The 19,073-nt window shown below is 67.8% G+C and carries 16 protein-coding genes; 6 read left to right on the plus strand and 10 right to left on the minus strand.

The annotated features are described in order from the left end of the window. Positions 1-134 precede the first annotated feature (134 nt). Positions 135-386 carry a DUF4148 domain-containing protein gene (locus CFB35_RS27865; RefSeq protein ID WP_089465860.1) on the plus strand — a complete coding sequence of 84 codons (252 nt, stop codon included), beginning with the start codon at positions 135-137 and terminating at the stop codon, positions 384-386. 39 nt (positions 387-425) lie between these two features. Here CFB35_RS27865 and CFB35_RS27870 read toward each other — a convergent pair whose 3' ends face one another. Both CFB35_RS27870 and CFB35_RS27875 read right to left on the minus strand, forming a co-directional pair. Beyond that, positions 426-2,024, minus strand: coding sequence for a thioredoxin family protein (locus tag CFB35_RS27870; protein ID WP_089465861.1), 1,599 nt, complete (start codon positions 2,022-2,024; stop codon positions 426-428). Between the two features lie 267 nt (positions 2,025-2,291). After that, positions 2,292-2,792 carry a GNAT family N-acetyltransferase gene (locus CFB35_RS27875; RefSeq protein WP_089465862.1) on the minus strand — a complete coding sequence of 167 codons (501 nt, stop codon included), beginning with the start codon at positions 2,790-2,792 and terminating at the stop codon, positions 2,292-2,294. A 471-nt stretch (positions 2,793-3,263) separates the two neighbouring features. On the opposite strand from CFB35_RS27875, the gene CFB35_RS27885 reads away from it, so the two are divergent. From CFB35_RS27885 to CFB35_RS27895, 3 genes are all read left to right on the plus strand, one after another. Beyond that, a complete protein-coding gene (locus CFB35_RS27885; protein ID WP_060011215.1) occupies positions 3,264-5,609 on the plus strand; it encodes a phosphocholine-specific phospholipase C in 2,346 nt (781 codons plus the stop codon). 272 nt (positions 5,610-5,881) lie between these two features. Next, entirely contained in the window at positions 5,882-6,151 is a 270-nt protein-coding gene (locus tag CFB35_RS27890) for a hypothetical protein (RefSeq protein ID WP_059581751.1), read from the plus strand. A gap of 154 nt (positions 6,152-6,305) precedes the next feature. Next, complete coding sequence (locus tag CFB35_RS27895; RefSeq protein ID WP_059581748.1) at positions 6,306-7,298, plus strand: DedA family protein/thiosulfate sulfurtransferase GlpE; 993 nt, start codon at positions 6,306-6,308, stop codon at positions 7,296-7,298. A 54-nt stretch (positions 7,299-7,352) separates the two neighbouring features. On the opposite strand, the gene CFB35_RS27900 is transcribed toward CFB35_RS27895, so the two are convergent. The 7 genes from CFB35_RS27900 to CFB35_RS27930 all read right to left on the minus strand — a co-directional run bounded on the left by CFB35_RS27900 (position 7,353) and on the right by CFB35_RS27930 (position 15,242). Further along, a complete protein-coding gene (locus CFB35_RS27900) occupies positions 7,353-8,825 on the minus strand; it encodes an OprD family porin (protein WP_059581745.1) in 1,473 nt (490 codons plus the stop codon). A gap of 163 nt (positions 8,826-8,988) precedes the next feature. Beyond that, complete coding sequence (locus CFB35_RS27905; protein WP_179231802.1) at positions 8,989-10,011, minus strand: ABC transporter ATP-binding protein; 1,023 nt, start codon at positions 10,009-10,011, stop codon at positions 8,989-8,991. Beyond that, positions 10,008-11,000 (minus strand): ABC transporter ATP-binding protein, encoded by a 993-nt coding sequence (locus tag CFB35_RS27910; RefSeq protein WP_059581740.1) that lies wholly within the window; start codon positions 10,998-11,000, stop codon positions 10,008-10,010. Before CFB35_RS27910 ends, CFB35_RS27905 begins: the two co-directional genes overlap by 4 nt. A 2-nt stretch (positions 11,001-11,002) precedes the next feature. Beyond that, positions 11,003-11,905: an ABC transporter permease gene (locus CFB35_RS27915; protein ID WP_059644373.1), complete on the minus strand. Its 903-nt coding sequence runs from the start codon at positions 11,903-11,905 to the stop codon at positions 11,003-11,005. 13 nt (positions 11,906-11,918) lie between these two features. Beyond that, positions 11,919-12,857, minus strand: coding sequence for an ABC transporter permease subunit (locus CFB35_RS27920; protein WP_059644375.1), 939 nt, complete (start codon positions 12,855-12,857; stop codon positions 11,919-11,921). Positions 12,858-12,868: 11 nt separating this feature from the next. After that, complete coding sequence (locus CFB35_RS27925; RefSeq protein ID WP_059581732.1) at positions 12,869-14,485, minus strand: peptide ABC transporter substrate-binding protein; 1,617 nt, start codon at positions 14,483-14,485, stop codon at positions 12,869-12,871. 178 nt (positions 14,486-14,663) lie between these two features. After that, complete coding sequence (locus CFB35_RS27930; RefSeq protein ID WP_011548888.1) at positions 14,664-15,242, minus strand: cupin domain-containing protein; 579 nt, start codon at positions 15,240-15,242, stop codon at positions 14,664-14,666. Between the two features lie 497 nt (positions 15,243-15,739). Between CFB35_RS27930 and CFB35_RS27940 the strand changes: the two genes are divergently transcribed. Both CFB35_RS27940 and CFB35_RS27945 read left to right on the plus strand, forming a co-directional pair. Continuing rightward, the gene (locus CFB35_RS27940) at positions 15,740-17,257 is read left to right on the plus strand and encodes a peptide MFS transporter (protein WP_060011293.1); all 1,518 of its coding nucleotides are present in this window, start codon (positions 15,740-15,742) and stop codon (positions 17,255-17,257) included. Positions 17,258-17,377: 120 nt separating this feature from the next. Then, positions 17,378-17,584 (plus strand): hypothetical protein, encoded by a 207-nt coding sequence (locus CFB35_RS27945; protein WP_059581729.1) that lies wholly within the window; start codon positions 17,378-17,380, stop codon positions 17,582-17,584. Positions 17,585-17,628: 44 nt separating this feature from the next. Here CFB35_RS27945 and CFB35_RS27950 read toward each other — a convergent pair whose 3' ends face one another. Continuing rightward, positions 17,629-18,753, minus strand: a complete 1,125-nt coding sequence (locus tag CFB35_RS27950; protein WP_060011209.1) for an OpgC domain-containing protein — start codon at positions 18,751-18,753, stop codon at positions 17,629-17,631. Positions 18,754-19,073: the final 320 nt, after the last annotated feature.

Below are 19,073 nucleotides of genomic sequence, written 5' to 3' on the forward strand. Positions count from 1 at the left end.
ACCCGCAGCAAAACACTGCGTTGGGCGCGATCGCATTTTTCCCGGGCCCGCCGCGGCCTACACTGGTTCCAACGTCGCGCGGCGCTTCGACGAACGAAGCGCCGCGAATTACCGGAATCGCGGAGGTCCCGATCATGAAGCGCCTGTTCCAAGCCGTTGCCATCGCCCTGGCCGTCTCGGCCCCGTTCGCCGCACAGGCCCAGTCGAACCAGCCGCTCACGCGCGCGCAGGTCCACGCCGAAGTCAAGGCGCTCAAGCAGGCCGGCTTCCAGTCGAGCGACTGGTTCTATCCGGCCAGCATCGTATCGGCCGAAGCAAAAATTGCCCGCGAGCACGACGCCGGATACGGCAGCGACCGCGGCGCACCGTCGGAGTCGGGCCGGTAATCGTTCGCCCCGCCCGCTCGACGATCCGTCGACGCGTCGTTACGCCTTCACGGGCTGGATCAGCTTCGCGCACGCCGCTGCCTGCGGATCGCCCGCCGGCAACTTCCCGCACACGCCGTCGAACTGCTTGACGACCGATCTGACCGACGCATCGTGCGCGCCGCTGCCGCGCCAACGGTTCAACTGCGTGACGACCTTGGTCAGCGCGCGCAGGTTCGCGCCGTAGAACGCGTCCCGGGTCTTGTCGGCCTGCGCGAGCACGCTGGCGGCAATCCCTTCGATGCGCGCCGAATCGTTCGGCGCTAGTTCCACCGCATTCGCAAAGTAAGTCGCGCCCCAGCGCAGCTTCGTCGCCGGCCCGCTCGCCGCGTCGTACGCCTTGCGATACCAGTCGAGCGCGGCCGCCTTGTCGCCGCGCGCCTTCGCGTTCGCGGCCAGCCCCGACATGAAGTAGTACGGCGTGGACGAACGCGGCAGCTCGGCCTTCAGCAACGCATCCGATTCGTCGTACAGGCCGGCGTCGGTCAGCGTGTCCGCGCCTTCGCTGACGAGCGCCTGCCGCTCGTACGCGTTCGCCGCGCCCTGCACCGACGCGGCGATCTGCTTGCGTGCGGTGTCGGCCAGCGCCGCCGGTGCGGCGGGCGCCGTGCCGCTGCGCGCGCCACCGCGCGCGAGCAGCACGCGGCCGTGCAGCGCCATCAGCCGGTCGATCGACGATAGCGTGGTGTCGGTCGACAGGCGCGCCAGCGCCGCGTCGTATGCGCCGCGCAACTTGGTGCGCTGCGCGTCGTCGCCACCGAGATACGCGACCACGCGCGCGGGCGCCGCGACCAGCACGTCCGAATCGGCGCGCGACAGCGCGGCATCGTGCAACACCGTGCGCAGCGAATCGGCCAGCGCAGCCTTGTCGAGCGCACCGGCCTGCGTCGGGTCGTCCGACGCGGCGACCACCGCCGACTTCAATGCGAAGCGCGCCGATTCGGCTTTCGCGCCGGCCGCCCGTGCGTGTTGCGCGAGCGACTGCAGCGTCTCGGCGACACGATCGGCCGGCACCGGCAGCGCACCGTCGGTATCCCACGAATAGTCGGCCAGCAGGCGCCATTCGTCCGGCGTCAGCGACGCGCCGTTCTTCAGCGCCGTCGCGAGCGTCTGCCGCACCGGATGCGCGGCCGTCATCCCGAGCGACAGCGCCTGCATGTAGCGGTCGAGATCGGCCTCGCCCGGCAGCCGCGTCACTTCGGTGCCGTCGGGACGGAACAGGATCATCGTCGGATAGCCGTGCACCTTGAAACGCTCGCCGAGCTTCTGCGCGCTTTCGGTATCGCCGTCGAGATACACGGGCACGAAGAACGACGAGCGCGTCTTGAATGCCTGCTGGCTGAAGATCGTCGACTTCACCTGGTTGCACGACGGGCACCATACCGCGCCCCAGTACAGCAGCAGCGGCTTGCCCTCGCGCTTCGCGAGCGCGAATGCGGCATCGACGTCGCCGTGTTGCCACGCGATACCGGGCGGCAGATGCGCACCGTCGGGCGATGCGCTCGCCGCCGGCGCGGCCGCGGGCGTGGCAGCGGCAAGCGCCGCACCGGCGGCGGCGAACAGGCAGGCGGCGGTGAGATTGCGGAGAACGGTTTTCATCGAAGCGGATTCCGTTGAAAAAGACGGTTTCAGGGCGATGCCGCGCATGCAACGAGGGCCGTGAAGCGATGACGATGAAGCCGACCGACATGCCGCGCCGCGCAGGCATCGATACGGAGAAGCGAAGCCGGCCGAATCGGCCGGCAAATCGTTCGACGATACGACGGATACAGCCGAAGGAAAACGAACGAATTCTCGATTGAATATGACGCGCGGCAGCGCGGCTGCACGGCCGCGCGCGCCGTCACGTCCGCGACGGCCGGCCCTTCATTGCCGCGCCCTGATCCGGGCCATGTGATACACGGACGCATGCACGCCGTCGCGCAATGCGTAATCCGGCGATTCGCCCTTGATGCGGAAACCGTGTTTCTCGTAGAGCGCGATCGCCGCGCGGTTGTCGGTGAACACGGTCAGCTCGACGCGCGTGATGTTCAGCCAGTTCTCCGCGAGATCGATCGCGGCCGCGAGCAGCCGGCCGCCGATGCCATGCCCGTGACGGGCCGCGTCGACCATCATGCCGAGCGCCGCCGCGTGCCGCCTGCGGGGATTCGGCTCGGGACGCAGGCCGAGATGGCCGACCACCGTGCCGTCGATTTCGGCGACGAGGCTCACGCCGTGCGCACGTATGTCGTCGAGCCGCTTCTGCCATTTTTCGAGCGACGGAAACGGCTGCAGCAACGTATTCATGTACACCGCGGGGTGCGCGGCGATCTGCCGGATCGCGTCGACGTCGTGCGTCTCGCTGTGCCGGATCCTGATATCGGTCATGGGTGGGCCGGGTCCGAAAAGTCGCGCCGATGGCGCGGACCGCGCACGCGCGCGGCAATGCATCGAGCTTAGCCGATTTCACGCATTTGAAACACGGGGTCACGCCATCTCCGTCAGGTTGCATCCGCAACGAAACCCGTTCACGCCAAGCTCGCGGAATCCGGAAAATTCTGACCAGCCTCACCCTCGGCGATCGGTAATTTATTACCGTTTTCAAGGTCGCAAAGCGCTCGAACGAATCGTTGTGCATGCAACGTCGCTTTCGCGACATGCGATGTCATTTCCTCATCACGTCGACGTCATGCGGCCTCCCTAGACTGAGCGCCGCGCCGGCCGCGATGCGCGCACCGCCGCGACACGCGGCCGACGCCCCGAACGCGCATGCATCGCGGACCGTCCCGTGGCGGGACGACACCCGGGCACCGCCAGACGAACTCACGAACGCTCCCACCTTCACAGGATCCGAACGCCATGACGTCACGCCGCAAATTCCTTCAGCAGACCGCCGGTTCCGGCCTCGCCGCCGCCGCGCTGTCCGCGTTTCCGCCGAGCATTCGCCGCGCGCTCGCCATTCCCGCCTTCCACGAAACGGGGACCATCCAGGACGTGAAGCACGTCGTGCTGCTGATGATGGAGAACCGCGCGTTCGACAGCTACTTCGGCACGTTCAAGGGCGTGCGCGGCTATGGCGACCGCTTCGCGGTGCCGTCGCCGAACGGTCGCGACGTGTTCTACCAGTCGTACACGAAGGTGACGCCCGCCGCGACCGTGACGCCGTATCACCTCGACGCGCGCCAGGGCAACGCGCAGCGCGCGGGCGGCACGCCGCACGCATGGGCCGATGCGCAGGCCGCGTGGGATCACGGCCGGATGAACCGCTGGCCCGACACGAAAACGCCGCTGTCGATGGGCTACTACGACGCGGCCGAAGTGCCGTTCCAGCGCGCACTCGCCGATGCGTTCACGCTGTGCGACCACTACCACTGCGGAATGCACACGGGCACGATCGCGAACCGCCTGTTCTACTGGAGCGGCACCAACGGCCCGAACGGCATCAGCCCGGCCGACGGCAGCCGCGTGAAGATCGCCGCGCTGAACAACCAGTTCAACGGCGGCAACGACATCGGCCCGTCGAGCCAGGGCTGGACCTGGACGACGTACGCCGACCGGCTGCAACAGGCCGGCGTGAGCTGGAAGGTCTACCAGAGCCTGATCGACAACTTCGGCTGCAACGAGATGATGAGCTTCCGCCACTGGCGCGCGGCGATCGAGCAGATGCCGGCCGCGCGCCGGCCCACGTACGTCGCGTCGACCGACATCACGCAGCCGGTGACGGCGGCCGGCGCGTTCTACGATCCGGCGATCGACGATCCGCTGAGCCCGCTCGCGAAGGGGTTCGGCAACACGATGCCATACGGCTTTCTCGAAACGTTGCGCGACGACATCCGCGACGGCAAGCTGCCGGAAGTGTCGTGGATCATCCCGCCGTCCGCGTACAGCGAGCACCCGGGGCCGTCGAGCCCCGCGCAGGGCGGCTGGTACGTGCAGGCCGTGCTCGACGCGCTGACGGCGAACCCGGAGGTCTGGAGCAAGACCGTGCTGCTGGTCAACTACGACGAGAACGACGGCTTCTTCGACCACATGCCGTCGCCGGCCGTGCCGTCGCGCAACGCCGACGGCACGCTCGCGGGCGGCCATACGCTGTCGGCCGCCGACGTCGCGGTCGAGTACCACGACTTCACGCCGGCCACGTCGAGCCAGCCGGCCAGCGACGGCCGTCCGTACGGCCCGGGCCCGCGCGTGCCGATGTGGATCGTGTCGCCGTGGAGCCGCGGCGGCTGGGTCAACTCGCAGGTGTTCGACCATACGTCGACGCTGCGCTTCCTCGAGAAGCGCTTCGGCGTCGCGGAGCCGCAGATCAGCGCGTACCGCCGCGCGGTGTGCGGCGACCTGACGAGCGCGTTCAACTTCCGCACGCCGAACGACGAGCCGCTGCCGACGCTCGCGGGCCGCACGACGAAAAGCCAGGCCGATGCGCTGAGCGCCGCGCAGCAAACCGCGCCGAAGATCGTGCCGCCCGCCACGCCCGCGCTGCCCGCGCAGGCGACCGGCGTGCGCCCGTCGCGCGCGTTGCCGTACGAGCTGCACGCGAGCGCGCGCGCCGATGCCGCCGCCGGCACGGTCACGCTGAAGTTCGCGAACACCGGCCGCGAGGCCGCCGTGTTTCACGTCTACGACAAGCTGCACCTCGACCGGCTTCCGCGGCGCTACGTCGTCGAGCCGGGCAAGACGCTGCATGGCGACTGGGCCGCGCGCGCGGACGACGGCGGTAAATATGACCTGTGGGTGCTCGGCCCGAACGGCTATCACCGCCGCTTCACCGGCGATCTGAGCCGCCTGGCCGGGGCGCGCGCGCCGCACCCGGAAGTGCGCGTCGGCTATGCGGGCGCGAGCGGCAGCCTCCACCTGCGGCTGCGCAACGACGGCGGCGGCACGGTGCGCTTCACGGTGAAGTCGAACCAGGTCTACGGGCCGCTGTCCGGGCGCGGCGCAAGCGCCGACCATGGTCATGGCCACGGCGACGAAAACGGTCACGGTCACGGCAACGGCCATGGCACCGGCACCACGTGGACCGTCACGGTGCGCGCCGGCGATCAGTCCGAACTGCACTGGAAGCTCGATTCGACCGGCTACTGGTACGACTTCATCGTCACCGCCGACAGCGACGCGAGCTTCTCGCGCCGCGTGGCCGGGCGCGTCGAAACCGGCCGCCACTCGGTCAGCGACCCGGCGATGGGGCTCGCCGACCGCTTCTGACGCCACCGCGGCGACGCGCGGCGCGGCGCGCGCCGCCCGCGCCGGGGCGGCCGCGAACGCCGTTCGGGTACCGGTTCCGGCCGGGGCCGATCCGGCGCAGACGCCCGCCCGGCGCGGCTCAAACATCAGAAGGATCGGTGGTGTAGCCCTCATTTCCGGCCCACGAAAATGCTCCGTGTCGCGGCCCGTTCGCGTTAAACTGCGTCAAGCCGTATTCAACAAAGACATCCTTGCCGCTCCGGCATCCACGACACGATACGAGGATAGGTTCGATGCGCACTACCGGCTCATCCGGGGCAATGACCCTGCTCACCGAACACGACGCGGCCGACGGCCGCGAACTGCGCTCGCTCCGGCTCGAAGCCACCGGCGACGGCAAGAGCGTGCTGCTGATCGAGGTCGACGAACGCAAGCCCGGCATCCACCGCGAGGTTCGCTACGAGATCACCCCGGCCGAACTGATCGCGGCGATCCGCTCGCACGGCGCCGAGCTGCCCGGCGAAAACCACGGCGCCGCGTCGCTCGCCCGTACGCCTTCCTGATTCCGAACGGTGAGCCGCGTGCAACGCGCCGGCTCACCCACATTCCCCTGCCGCCGTCAGGCGCTTTGCATCATTCCCGCCGCTGCGTTGAAAAAGGCCGATAATCGGCCCATCCGCCTTTCCTGCCCACGCGTTTCCTTTTCGGCCAGCCGTCATGCTCCGTGACCTCGTCGCCCAGTACGGGCCGCTTCTCGTGTTCGCCAACGTGCTCGCGGCGGCCATCGGCCTGCCGGTGCCCGCGATGCCGACGCTCGTGCTGTTCGGCGCGATGTCCGCGATGCATCCGGCGATGATCGGCTCGCAACTCGTGACGGTCGTGGCGCTGTCGGTGCTCGGCGCGCTGGTCGGCGACACGGTCTGGTACGTCGCCGGGCGGCGTTACGGCGGCACGACGCTGAAGACGATCTGCCGGCTGTCGCTGTCGCGCGATACCTGCGTGAAAAAGACCGAGCGCTTCTTCGGCCGCTACGGCGTGCGCGTGCTCGCGGTCGCGCGCTTCATTCCGGGGTTGTCGCTCGTGTCGGTGCCGATGGCCGGCGCGCTCGGCACGCGCTACCGCACGTTCGCCGGCTACGACGCGCTCGGCGCCGCGCTGTGGACGATCGTCGGGCTGGGCGCCGGCCTCGTGTTCTACCGGCAGATCGACTGGCTGTTCGCCGGCGCGAGCCAACTCGGCCGCGCGGTGCTGCTGGTCATCGTCGCGCTGCTCGCGGTCTATGCGGCCGTGCGCTGGATGCGCCGCCGTGCGCTGATCCGCCAGCTCGCGAACGCGCGGATCGGCGTCGACGAGCTCGACATGCTGCTGCGCGACGCCGCCGCGCCGGTGGTGCTCGACGTCCGCTCGCCCGAGCACCGCAAGCTCGACCCGTTCACGATTCCCGGTGCGCAGTTCGCCGACGAGCGCCAGATCGGCGACATCGTCGCGCGCTATCCGCTCACGCAGAAATTCGTCGTGTATTGTTCGTGCCCGAACGAAGTGACGGCCGCGCTGATGGCCAAGCGCCTGCTCGATGCAGGCTTCACCGATGCGCTCGCATTGCGCGGCGGCCTCGACGCGTGGCGCGATACGGGCCGCCAGCTAACGTCGCTCGTGGAAGAGGTGCCCGCCGCGAACGATTCCGTAGCGGGATGGCACAAGCCGGCCTGATCGCATCGATCGCCGGCCGGCCGTGCGAGACAGGGGGCCTTGCGCCCCCTTCGGTCAGAACGCGTGCAGCGGCAGGTTCACGACCAGACGGTACTCGGTGTTCGTCGCGTCCGAGTAGTGGGCCGAACCGTTGTGCCACATCGCGATGAACGTGACCTTCGTGTTCTTCAGCTTGCCGCTCTGGAACGTGTACGACGGGATGAAGCCGAACTCGTGGTGACGGCCCTGCACCGGCGCGCCGTTGCTCCAGTAGATGCTCGACTTGCTCGGGTCGTTCGCCGCGCCCGCGCTGCCGTCCGCGCCCCAGCCGGTCACGCCCCACACCATCGCCTTGAAGCCGGGCAGGCCCGCTTCCTTGCCGTAGAACGTGTAACGCAGCTGCAGCGATTTTTCGTGCGGCGCGTTGTAGTCGACGTCCATCGAGTTGGTCAGGAAGATGCCGTTCGTTTCGTTCAGGTAGTCGAAGAACTGGTCGCCGAGCACCTGCTGGAAGCCGACCAGCAGCTCGTGCGGGCCGTGCTGCGCCGCCAGCGACAGGCTGTACGCGTTGTTGTTGATCTTGCCTTGCAGCGCGTCGCCCGTGTCGTGCGTCGAGTAGACGTTGCCGAAGCCGGTCCACTTGATCGTCTGCGGGCTGCCGATGCTGTGCTTCACCGACGCGTAGTACTGGTGCCACACGTCGTCGGCCTGGTTCGCGTACAGCGCGACCTCGCCGTTCGGCGAGTAGTCCCACGTGCCGCCGACGTAGGTCAGGCGGTTCACGCGCGTGCCGCCGTATTGCGTCGTCAGGTTGGTAAGCGTCGTATGGCCGCGTGCGTCGGTCTTCGTGAAGCTGCCGGCCTCGAGCATCACGTTCTTGAATTCATTGCTGACGATCGTCGCACCGAGGAACGTCGGCGGCAGCGCGCGGTTGTCGTGCTGCTCCATGAACGGGTTGTCGACGGCCTGCAGACCGTACTTGACCACCGTGTTCGAGATGCGCGCCTTCACGTCGTAGATGCCCGGGTACGCCCATGCAAGCTGGTTCGACCCGCCGCCGCCCTTCGCCACGTGCACCATGTTGCCCGCGCCGGCGCCGCCGTCGAGCTTCAGGCCCGCGTACAGCGATGCGTCGACGCCGAAGCCGATCAGGCCCGCCGTATAGCCGGACTCGAAGTTCGCCATCACGCCCTGAACCCACGCATGGCGATGCGGCCCGCCCTTGTTGTCGAGGATGTCCGAATAGTTGCGGAACAGGAAGTCGAGATGGCTGTCGGCGATGAAGCCGTTCGATTTCGACTGCGCCGACGGCTCGTCGGGCGGCGTGACGGCCTGGCTGGCCTCGGCATTGACAATGGCGTTCGGGGTCGTTGCCTGCGCAACGGCCGCGCCCGAGCCGGCGGCAGGCGCGGCCTGCGCGACCGTCAGCGGCGCGGGGGCCGCGTCGTCGGCGTGCGCGACGCCCGTCAGCGAGACGCCGGCGAGCGCCGGCAGTCCCCATGCAAGCAGCATCTTCGATGCCGTCCCGATCGTCTTCTGCTTTTTCATCGTAATAATTCTCGTCTTGTGTTGATATCGTCCACGCCGGTCGCGATCCGCTCCCAGCCCCCCGGCGAGCCCCGCCAAGGACGCGCCTGTACCCGCGGTGCGAAGATCGTTCGCGCCGCACCTACCCCTGTTGACCTGCCTTGGTTATGTTTGCTGTGTCACTTCAGCACGCCGCGCCCGCGCGGATGCATGCGACGCGCGCCGCCGACCCCTGCCGCACTTCCGGCAGCGGCACGTCCCGCGCGCATGCGTCGATCGCGACCGGACAGCGCGTGCGGAACGCGCAGCCGGACGGCGGGTTGAGCGGCGAGGGCATCTCGCCCGCCAGCAGCATCGGACGGCGAGCACGCTCGCGCGCCGGCTCCGGCGTCGGCGCCGCATCGAGCAGCGCCTTCGTGTACGGGTGCTGCGGCACGCCGTACACGTCATGCCGCGTGCCGAACTCCATCACGCGGCCGAGATACATCACGAGCACGCGCTGGCTGATGGCCTTCACCACCGCCAGGTCGTGCGCGACGAACAGATAGGACAACGACAGTTCGCGTTGGAGATCGCGCAGCAGGTTCACGATCTGCGCCTGGATCGACACGTCGAGCGCCGATACCGGTTCGTCGCAGATCACGAGCTTCGGCTCGCTGATCAGCGCGCGCGCAATGCCGACGCGCTGGCACTGCCCGCCGGAAAATTCATGCGGATAACGCAGCAGGTGATGCGCGTTCAGGCCGACGCGTTCGAGCATCGAGATCACGCGGCGGCGCACTTCGGTACGGCCGAGGCCCGCGTGATGCGTGACGAGCGGCTCCGCGACGACCTGCTCGATCGTCATGCGCGGGTCGAGCGACGCGAGCGGATCCTGAAAGATCATCTGCACTTCGCGCCGCATCGCGGTGCCGCGCAGGTGATCGGGCGCGACGGCCTGGCCGCGCCATTTCACGGTGCCGGCCGTCATCGGCACGAGGCCGATCAACGCCCGCGCGAGCGTCGATTTCCCGCAGCCCGATTCGCCGACGAGCCCGACCGTCTCGCCGCGCTTGACGTCGAACGACACGCCGTCGACCGCGCGCAGCGTGCCCTTCGGCGACCACGGATAGCCGCCGAGCGGCACGCGGAAATGCACTTTCAGATTGTCGACGGACAGCAGCATGTCGTCCGTCGCGCCGGCTTGGCGGCGTTCATCGACGCTCATCGCAGACCTCCGATCAGATCGGCCACGGGCCGGTGGCACGCGCGCACCGCGCCCGCGGCGCCATAGGTTTCGAGCGCCGGGCGCTCGGCGCCGCAGCGTTCTTCCGCATACGTGCAGCGCTTCGCGAACGCGCAGCCGGCCGGCGCGGTGCCGGGCATCGGCGGGTTGCCGGGAATCGCGACGAGCGGCGCATCGTCCGCGTCGGTCAGGCGCGGCAGCGCGTTGAGCAGGCCGATCGTGTACGGATGCGACGGCGCCGCGAAGATCGAGTCGGCCGGCGCGTATTCGACCGTGCGGCCCGCGTACATGACCATCACGTCGTCGGCGAGGCCGGCGACCACGCCCATGTCGTGCGTGATCAGCACGATCGCGGTGCCGCGCTCGCGGTTCAGCTCGCGCAGCAGGTCGATGATCTGCGCCTGCACGGTCACGTCGAGCGCGGTGGTCGGCTCGTCGGCGATCAGGATTTCCGGCTCGGACAAGAGCGCCATCGCGATCATCACGCGCTGACGCATGCCGCCCGAGAACTCGTGCGGATACATGCGGATGCGGCGCGCCGCGTCGGGAATGCGCACCGATTCGAGCGCCTCGATCGCGCGCTTGATCGCTTCCTTGCGCGACAGCTTGCGATGCAGCTGCAGCGTCTCGGTCATCTGCCGCTCGATCGTCAGGAACGGATTGAGCGACGTCATCGGATCCTGGAAGATCATCGCGATGCGGTCGCCGCGCACCGCGTTCAGCGCGCGCGTATCCATGTCGAGCAGGTTGTCGCCGCGGTAGCGTGCGGCGCCGGTCGTCGTGCCGTTGCCGGCCAGCAGGCCGAGCAGCGCCATCACGGTCTGGCTCTTGCCGGAGCCCGATTCGCCGACGATGCCGAGCGTCTTGCCGGCTTCGAGCGAGAACGACACGCCGTTCACGGCGTCGATCGGCGGCGCATCCTTGCGCGTGAAGCGCACGCCGAGGTTTTCAACTTCCAACAGAGCGGCCATCTTCAGCGATCCTTCGGGTCGAGCGCGTCACGCAGGCCATCGCCGACGAAGTTCACGCAGTAGAGCGTCACGCACAGCATGACGGCCGGGGCCAGCAGCAGCCACGGCATCGATTCCAGTTTCTGCGCGCCGTCCTGGATCAGCACGCCCCAGCTCGTCATCGGCTCCTGCACGCCGAGGCCGAGGAACGACAGCACCGATTCGGTCAGCACGATGTTCGGCACCGAGACCGTCGCGTACACGACGACCACGCCGAGCAGGTTCGGCACGACGTGGCGCAGCACGATCGACGCCGGCGACACGCCGATCGCGCGCGCCGCATCGACGAACTCGCGGTTGCGCAGCGACAGCGTCTGGCCGCGCACGACGCGCGCCATGTCGATCCACGAGAACGCGCTGATGGTCAGCACGACCAGCATGAACGAGCGGCCGAACAGGGTCATCATCAGGATCGCGATCAGCAGGTACGGGATCGCGTACATCATGTCGACGACGCGCATCATCACGGCGTCGACGCGGCCGCCCGCGAAGCCGGCGGTCGCGCCCCACGCGACGCCGAACAGGCCCGACACGAGCGTGCCGAGCAGGCCGACCTCGATCGATACGCGGCCGCCGATCAGCGTGCGCACGAGCAGGTCGCGGCCGAGCTCGTCGGTGCCGAACCAGTGCTGGTTCGCCCAGGTCGGCGGCAGGCTGATCGAGGCCCAGTCGCTCGCGGCGGGATCGGCCGCGAGCAGCCACGGGCCGACGAAGCACGCGAGCGTGATCAGCGCGAGCAGCACGAGGCTGAACACGGCCGCACGGTTGTGAAGGAAGCGTGCGAACGCCAGCTCGAGCGGCGAGCGCGAACGCGGCGGCGAATCGGTCTGCACGGGCAGGCCGACGACGGGAGTGGTCGGGGTCATCGCTGTGCCTCGCTCAATAACGGATGCGCGGATCGAGCCACGCGTACGCGAGGTCGACCAGCAGGTTGAACAGCACCGCGAAGACGGTCGTCAGCACGACGAGGCCGAGCACCAGCGTGTAGTCGCGGTTGATCGCACCGTTCACGACGAGCTGCCCGAGGCCCGGCAGCGCGAACACCGATTCGGTGACGACGGCCGCCGTGATCGACGTGATGCAGACCGTGCCGAATAGCGACACGACCGGCATCAGCGCGGGCTTGAGCGCGTGGCGCAGCACGATGGTCGAGCCCGGCAGGCCCTTCGCGCGCGCGGTGCGGATGTAGTTGCTCGACAGCGTCTCGATCATCGAGCCGCGCATCACGCGCGCGAGCAGCGACACGTTGATGAGGGTCAGCAGCGCGATCGGCAGCAACCGGTACCGCCAGCCGCCGTCGCCCCAGCCGCCGGCCGGCAGCCAGCCGTTGCCGGCCGACGTCTTCAGCAGGATCGCGAAGATCCACACCATCACGGGGCCGAGCACGAACGGCGGCACGACGTTGCCGAAGTTGCCGATCAGCATCACGAAGCGGTCGATCACGCTGTCGCGGCGCACGGCCGCGACGGTGCCGAGCAGCACGCCGAGCACGATCGAGATCGGGATCGACACGCCGCCGACGCCGAGGCTCACGGGCAGCGCCTTCTTCACGAGATCGTTGACCGACCAGTCGACGTAACGGAACGACGGACCGAGATCGCCGTGCAGCAGCGAGCCGAGATACAGCAGGTACTGCTTCCACAGCGGCTCGTCGAGGTGGTACTTCGCGTTCAGGTTCGCGAGCGTCGCGGCGGACAACTGCTTCTCCGTATCGAACGGGCCGCCGGGCGTGAAGTGCAGCAGCAGGTAGCAGACGGTGATGACCGCGAGGATCGTCGGCACCGCCCACAACGTGCGCCTCAATGCGTAGGCCAGCATGATCGCTCCGCTCAGTGCTTGATCAGGTACATGTCCTGCGAGGCGCGCATGTCGATCACGTTCTTCAGCGAATAGCCGCCCACGTACGACTTCACGAGACGGTCGGCCGAATACTGGAACAGCGGCACCATCGGCGTGTCCTTCATCGCCATGTCGTGCGCCTGCGTGAGCAGCGCGGCGCGCGCCTGGTCGTCGAGCTTCTGGTTGCCTTCCTCGACGAGCGCGTCCACCTGCTTGTTGCAGTAGCCGACGGTGTTCTGCGCGCTGCCGCAGCGGATCAGGTCGAAGAAGGTCATCGCGTCGTTGTAGTCGGCGAACCAGCCGTCACGCGCGATCTGCACCTTGCCGTCGTGCCGCTGCTTCATCAGCACCTTGAACTCGACGTTCTCGAGCTTCGTGTTGATGCCGAGCTTCGTGCGCCACTCCGACGCGGCGAACAGCGCGACCTTCTTGTGCAGGTCGTTGGTGTTGTACGTGAGCGTAAACGACAGCGGCTTCGCGTCCGAGTAGCCGGCCTGCTTCAGCAGGTCCTTCGCGGCCGCGACGCGCCTGGCCATCGGCCACGACGCCCATTCCGGCGTGAACGGCTGCTGCACGCCCTTCGTGCCGTTCGGCATCAGCCCGTACATCGGCTTCTCGCCGGCCTGCGTGAGCTTCGACGTGAGCACGTCGCGATCGATCACCATCGACAGCGCCTGGCGCACGCGCTTGTCCTTCAGCGCCGCGTCGCTGTTGTTCAGGTAGTAGTAGTAGGTCGCGAGCTGCAGGCCCTGGCGCAGCTCGCCGCCGAACTGCTTGCTGACCTGCTGGAAGATGCCCGACGGGATCGAGTAGCTGTAGTCGATCTGGCCGGCCTGGTACATGCGCATCGCGGTTTCGTCGCTTTCGATCGGCAGGTACGTGACCTTGTTGATCACGACCTTCGACGCGTTCCAGTACTTCGCGTCCTTCGTCGCCACGATGCGGTTGTTCGGCTGCCAGTCGGCGAGCTGGTACGCGCCGTTGCTGACGATGTTGCCCGGGCGCGTCCACGCGTCGCCGAACTTCGCGACCACGTCCTTGTTCACCGGCGCGAGCGGCGCCATCGCGGTCAGTTCGGGGAAGAACGCGACGGGCACGTCGGTCGTCACTTCCAGCGTGTACGGATCGACCGCACGCACGCCGAGCGTCGACGGCGCGGCCTTGCCGGCGATGATGTCCTTCGAGTTCTTGATGAACTCGACGAGGATCGTGTACTTCGAGCCCGTCTTCGGATCGACGAGACGCTGCCACGAGTAGACGAAATCGGCGGCCGTCACCGGCTGGCCGTTGCTCCACTTCGCGTCGTGGCGAAGCTTGAAGATCCAGGTCTGCGGCGTCTTGCGTTCCCACGACAGCGCCACGCCCGGCACGATCTGGCCGGCCGCGTCGATGCGCGCGAGCCCTTCGAACAGGTCGAGGCCGATCGTGTTGCCGGTCCACGATTCGATGTGCGCCGGGTCGAGCGACTCGACTTCGGCCGGCACCTGGCGCGTGAGGTCCTGTTGGGGAGCGAGCGCGACGTTGGACGGAACGGTCACGGCGTGGGCGGCGGGCGTCGTCAGGGCGAGCGCGGCCAGCACGGCCGACATGGCATGCAAGGATTTCATCGTGGCGGTCTTGAGAAGGTGGTTCGGTGGGCGTCGCGCGGCGGATGCCGCGGCTTACGCGTGAGACGCTGACGGGTGCAGCGATCGGGGAGGCCCGTGGTTCTCGTATTGCATGTTAGTATTCCTTACATTTCTTTCGACGGGCATCCCGTCGAAGAAACGATGGAATACCCGTGCGTTAGAACAGCCGCGGCGTACCGACCCAGACCACCACCGACTCGATCTTCGCGGTGTTGACCCAGCTGTGCGGCACCGTCGACTGATAGTGCGAACTGTCCCCGGCCTGCAGGACGAACGTCTTGCCTTCCAGCGTCAGCGACACTTCCCCTTCAATCACGTACAGGAACTCCTCTCCTGCATGTGTCGTCACCTCCGACCGCTTCTGCCCCGGCGGCATCCTCACGAGGATCGCCTCCAGCTGGCGCCCTTCGGACACGTTCGTCAGTCGCGCGAACAGGTTCGCCGAATCGGCAAACCCGAAGAAGCGCAACTGATCGCCTCGGCACACCGAGCGTTCCTCGCTCGGCGTATCCACGAAGTACTGCACCGTCACGCCGAGCGCGTGGGCGATACCGGCCAGCGACGTCAGTGACGGCGACGCGAGCCCGCGCTCGACTTGAGACAGAAACGGCTTCGAAATCCCCGCGGCGGTAGCGGTGTCGTCGAGCGTGCGCTTCAGACGTTGGCGCAACGCGCGAATCTTGCTGCCCAGTGCGACAGCGTCTGCCGATCGCGAGTTTTCAGTGGGGGGAACCATAGCAGGCCGAAAAGTGGTCGTCAAAAAATGTTTGATGGAAAGTAACTAAGTTAATTAGAGATAGCTTAATCTTCGGTTTCGTACACGCTTTCGGCGTTGAGCCCGGTGCACTAAACAGGGGCCGAAGCGAGCGAAACGACGCGCTATCTTGCCAGACTCGCCGGCTTCACAGGCAAGCTGCAAGCGGCTCTCCGGGAATTTGCGGAGAACGGTCGCGAAGCTTACAAGTAGATGATGAGACAAATGTTCCTGAAAGCTGCTGCCATATCGGGAGTTTCCCTAAGTGGCGCGGACCCGACGCACCGGACCGGCAAACGTTACCATTCGCGCGCCGGTCGGGGGCTTGCTCCGCCTTCCAACGCGGAGTTCGACCCCGGCCCGGGCTAACCGCCCGACTGCTCCATCGCCGACGCCAAGCCTACCCGGCCACCGTGCTCCGGCGCCAGTTCGACCCCAAGGCGACGCGCGATCCGCGCCGTCCGTTTCAAACGAGATTGATGATGCAAGCACCTGTTTCACAGACCCGATCGTTTACGACGGTCTTCCTCATCGAAATGTGGGAGCGCTTCGGCTACTACGGCATGGCCGCGCTCCTGGTCCTCTTCATGGTCGACCGGCTCGGCTTCACCGACAGCCACGCGAACCTGACGTGGGGGGCGTTCACCGCGCTCGTCTACGCCGCGCCGTCGATCGGCGGCTGGATCGGCGACAAGGTGCTCGGCGCGCGCCGCACGATGATCATCGGCGCGTCCGTGCTGTGCGCCGGCTACCTGATGCTCGCGGTGCCGAACGATCACCTGGCGTACATGTACGCGTCGCTCGGCGTGATCGTCGTCGGCAACGGCCTGTTCAAGGCCAACGCGGCGAACCTGGTGCGCCGCATCTACGAAGGCGACGACGCGCGCATCGACAGCGCGTTCACGATCTACTACATGGCGGTCAACATCGGCTCGACGGTGTCGATGCTCGCGACGCCGTGGATCAAGGATCACTGGGGCTGGCACACCGCGTTCGCGGTCTGCTGCGGCGGCATGCTGCTCGCGATCCTCAACTTCATGCTGATGCACCGCACGCTCGCGCACGTCGGCTCGCAGCCGGACGACGAGCCGATCCGCTGGAAGCGTCTCGGCGCGGTCGCGGCCGGCGGCGTCGCGCTCGCGCTGGTCACGCTGTACGTGCTGCAGCACAAGCAGCTCGCGGTCGCGAGCGTGTGGACGGCCGCATTCGCGATTCTCGCGATCTTCGCGTACATGATCGCGAAATCGGAGCGCTCGGAGCGCGCGGGCCTGATCGCGGCGCTCGTGCTGATCGGCCAGGTGATCCTGTTCTTCATCTTCTACGTGCAGATGTCGACGTCGCTGACGCTGTTCGCGCTGCGCAACGTCGATCCGCGCTTCATGCTGTTCGGCACGACGCTGTTCACGTGGAGCGCCGCGCAGTTCCAGGCGCTGAACCCGATCTGGATCATGCTGCTGAGCCCGGTGCTCGTGTGGGTCTACAACGCCGTCGCGAAGGGCGGGCGCGATCTGCCGGTCGCCGCGAAGTACGCGCTCGGTTTCGGTGCGGTCGCCGCGGGCTACCTGGTGTTCACGATCAGCGGCCGCTATGCGGTCGACGGCCGCGTGTCGTCGTGGTTCATGGTGTGGGGCTACGGCCTGTACTCGCTCGGCGAGCTGCTGGTGAGCGGCCTCGGCCTCGCGATGATCGCCCGCTACGTGCCGGCGCGCATGAGCGGCTTCATGATGGGCGCGTATTTCGTCGCGACGGGCGTGTCGCAGTATCTGGGCAGCGTCGTCGCGAACTTCGCGCAGATGCCGTCGCACGAACTGCCGGCCACCGAATCGCTGCCGCTCTACCTGTCGCTGTTCGAGAAGCTCGGCTGGCTCGCCGCGATCGGCATGCTGCTCGCGCTGCTGCTGCTGCCGCTGATGAACCGCCTGTCGCGCCAGCATCAGCGCTGCACGGACGAGCGCCGCGAAGAAGCGCTGCAGGCGCAGGCCGCCGCCGCGCAGTAAGGACTATCCCTCGGCGTGCGGCATGCACGCCACATTCTCCCGCCAGAAACGCGAACGCGTCCTACACTGGTTGCAGGCAACGCATCCGCTTCGCGAGATGCGCACTGGCGGGAGAACACGATGAAAAGCAAGACGACGCGGCTTTTGAGGATCCTGTCGGACATCCGGCACGCGCAGCGCTGCACCGCGATGCGCGCCGCCCGGGCCGCGGCCGAAGCCGACGCGGTGCTCGCGGAGCGCGACGAGCCGGCGCAGGACGAACGCGACGACGCCGAACCCGACGACGCCACCGCCACGCCCCGCTCCCGTATCGGCTCACCTCACTGACGCCGCGCGGCGCCTGCCGCGCCGCATACGCCACTTCCGCGCGCCTACGCCGCCGCGCCGCGCCATCGCGCGATCCACGTTCCCGAACCGGCCACCGCCATCATCAGCCCGAGCGCGCACGCGTCGGCCACGAGGCCCACGCCGACATGCCGCAGATCGGCGCCGCGCACGACCGGATGCAGCAGCGAATCGATCACGAGCGAGATCGCCGCGCCCGCGACGAAGCAGACCAGCCCGCGCTGGCCGACCGCCACGACGGGCCGCACGCCCTGCGCGATCCGCGCGATCCAGCCGAAGCGCACGCAATCGGCCATCAGCCACGCGACGGCCGCGAAGCTCACGACGCGCGGCAGCGCGAGATCGCGCTTGAACACGCCTTCCGGCACCGGCAGCCCCGAGAACAGCTTGTAGCTCGCGCAACCGAGCACGATCGCGCACGCGAGCCCGGTCGCCGCGGCGCCCCAGCGGCCGAGCGCGATGCGCTGGTAGAACGGCTGGCAGCGCGCGAGCACGCCGGCGACGAACATCAGTTGCCACGCGAACGGGTTGAAGCTCCAGCGGAAGCCGTCGGTGTCCAGCAGCTCCGGGCCGAGCCAGGCCGCCGCGAGCCACGACGCGACGCTGAGCGCGACGAGCGGCCACGGATGGCGCCGCGCGAACGGCACCAGCACCGGCGACGCGAGCGCGAACAGCACGTACATCGGCAGCACCGACGCGAGATACGGCTGGCGCTGGAACGTCAGCAGCTCGGCGAGCCCCGTGAGCGGCGACGCGAGCATCACGCTGACGTCGTCGAGCGCGAGGTTCGGCGCATCGATCCCGTAGTGGTCGAGCACCGCCGACACGACGAGCATCAGCGTCGACGTCGCGAGAAACGCGCGGTAGATCTGCATCGCGCGCCGCACGAACCGCTGCTGCGCGGCGCGCGCGCCGTGCCGCTCGGCGATCGCGCCGTACGCGCTCGCGGTCGCGAAGCCGCCGAGGAACACGAACACCTCGGCCGCATCGCACAGCGCGAACGCGTGCAGCGTCACGCGCGACAGCACGCTCGCCCCGATGTGATCGACGACGATCATCAACAGCACCAGCCCGCGGAAGAAATCGATTTCGATCAGGCGGCCGCTGCGCGGCGGCTGCACCGTAATGGTATGCAGCGGGCTCAACGACATGAGCGCACCTGTACGGCGGCGGTGCAACGCGCACCGGGGAGGGGATCGGGAACAAGCAGGCGAACGCGATCAGCGGCGATACGCGTATGCCCGTATCGCGCCAACCCGGCTGGCCAGGCACGGAGATGACCGTTCATCGAAAATCTGCATACGAAGGGAAGTCGGTCAGGTCAGTCTAATGGCCGATCAGCGGAGACCCTAAGTAACAAAATGCAACTGAATCTTCTCTTCGATTACACGCGCGAGCGTGGCGCAATAAAGCTGACGGCGTCGCCAGATTCGCGTCAGCGCGGCGTCGGTTGACGGTCGGTATCGAATGG

Origin of the sequence: Burkholderia sp. AU16482 (assembly GCF_002223285.1) — a bacterium.
Taxonomy (GTDB): Bacteria; Pseudomonadota; Gammaproteobacteria; order Burkholderiales; family Burkholderiaceae; genus Burkholderia; species Burkholderia semiarida.

Coding starts and splice junctions, on each gene's coding strand:
- CFB35_RS27915 (WP_059644373.1), bottom strand. CDS start 11,905: ATGACCCCGACCACTCCCGTCGTCGGCCTGCCCGTGCAGACCGATTCG.
- CFB35_RS27900 (WP_059581745.1), bottom strand. CDS start 8,825: ATGAAAAAGCAGAAGACGATCGGGACGGCATCGAAGATGCTGCTTGCA.
- CFB35_RS27870 (WP_089465861.1), bottom strand. CDS start 2,024: ATGAAAACCGTTCTCCGCAATCTCACCGCCGCCTGCCTGTTCGCCGCC.
- CFB35_RS27865 (WP_089465860.1), top strand. CDS start 135: ATGAAGCGCCTGTTCCAAGCCGTTGCCATCGCCCTGGCCGTCTCGGCC.
- CFB35_RS27940 (WP_060011293.1), top strand. CDS start 15,740: ATGATGCAAGCACCTGTTTCACAGACCCGATCGTTTACGACGGTCTTC.
- CFB35_RS27910 (WP_059581740.1), bottom strand. CDS start 11,000: ATGGCCGCTCTGTTGGAAGTTGAAAACCTCGGCGTGCGCTTCACGCGC.
- CFB35_RS27885 (WP_060011215.1), top strand. CDS start 3,264: ATGACGTCACGCCGCAAATTCCTTCAGCAGACCGCCGGTTCCGGCCTC.
- CFB35_RS27905 (WP_179231802.1), bottom strand. CDS start 10,011: ATGAGCGTCGATGAACGCCGCCAAGCCGGCGCGACGGACGACATGCTG.
- CFB35_RS27920 (WP_059644375.1), bottom strand. CDS start 12,857: ATGCTGGCCTACGCATTGAGGCGCACGTTGTGGGCGGTGCCGACGATC.
- CFB35_RS27895 (WP_059581748.1), top strand. CDS start 6,306: ATGCTCCGTGACCTCGTCGCCCAGTACGGGCCGCTTCTCGTGTTCGCC.
- CFB35_RS27890 (WP_059581751.1), top strand. CDS start 5,882: ATGCGCACTACCGGCTCATCCGGGGCAATGACCCTGCTCACCGAACAC.
- CFB35_RS27875 (WP_089465862.1), bottom strand. CDS start 2,792: ATGACCGATATCAGGATCCGGCACAGCGAGACGCACGACGTCGACGCG.
- CFB35_RS27930 (WP_011548888.1), bottom strand. CDS start 15,242: ATGGTTCCCCCCACTGAAAACTCGCGATCGGCAGACGCTGTCGCACTG.
- CFB35_RS27925 (WP_059581732.1), bottom strand. CDS start 14,485: ATGAAATCCTTGCATGCCATGTCGGCCGTGCTGGCCGCGCTCGCCCTG.
- CFB35_RS27950 (WP_060011209.1), bottom strand. CDS start 18,753: ATGTCGTTGAGCCCGCTGCATACCATTACGGTGCAGCCGCCGCGCAGC.
- CFB35_RS27945 (WP_059581729.1), top strand. CDS start 17,378: ATGAAAAGCAAGACGACGCGGCTTTTGAGGATCCTGTCGGACATCCGG.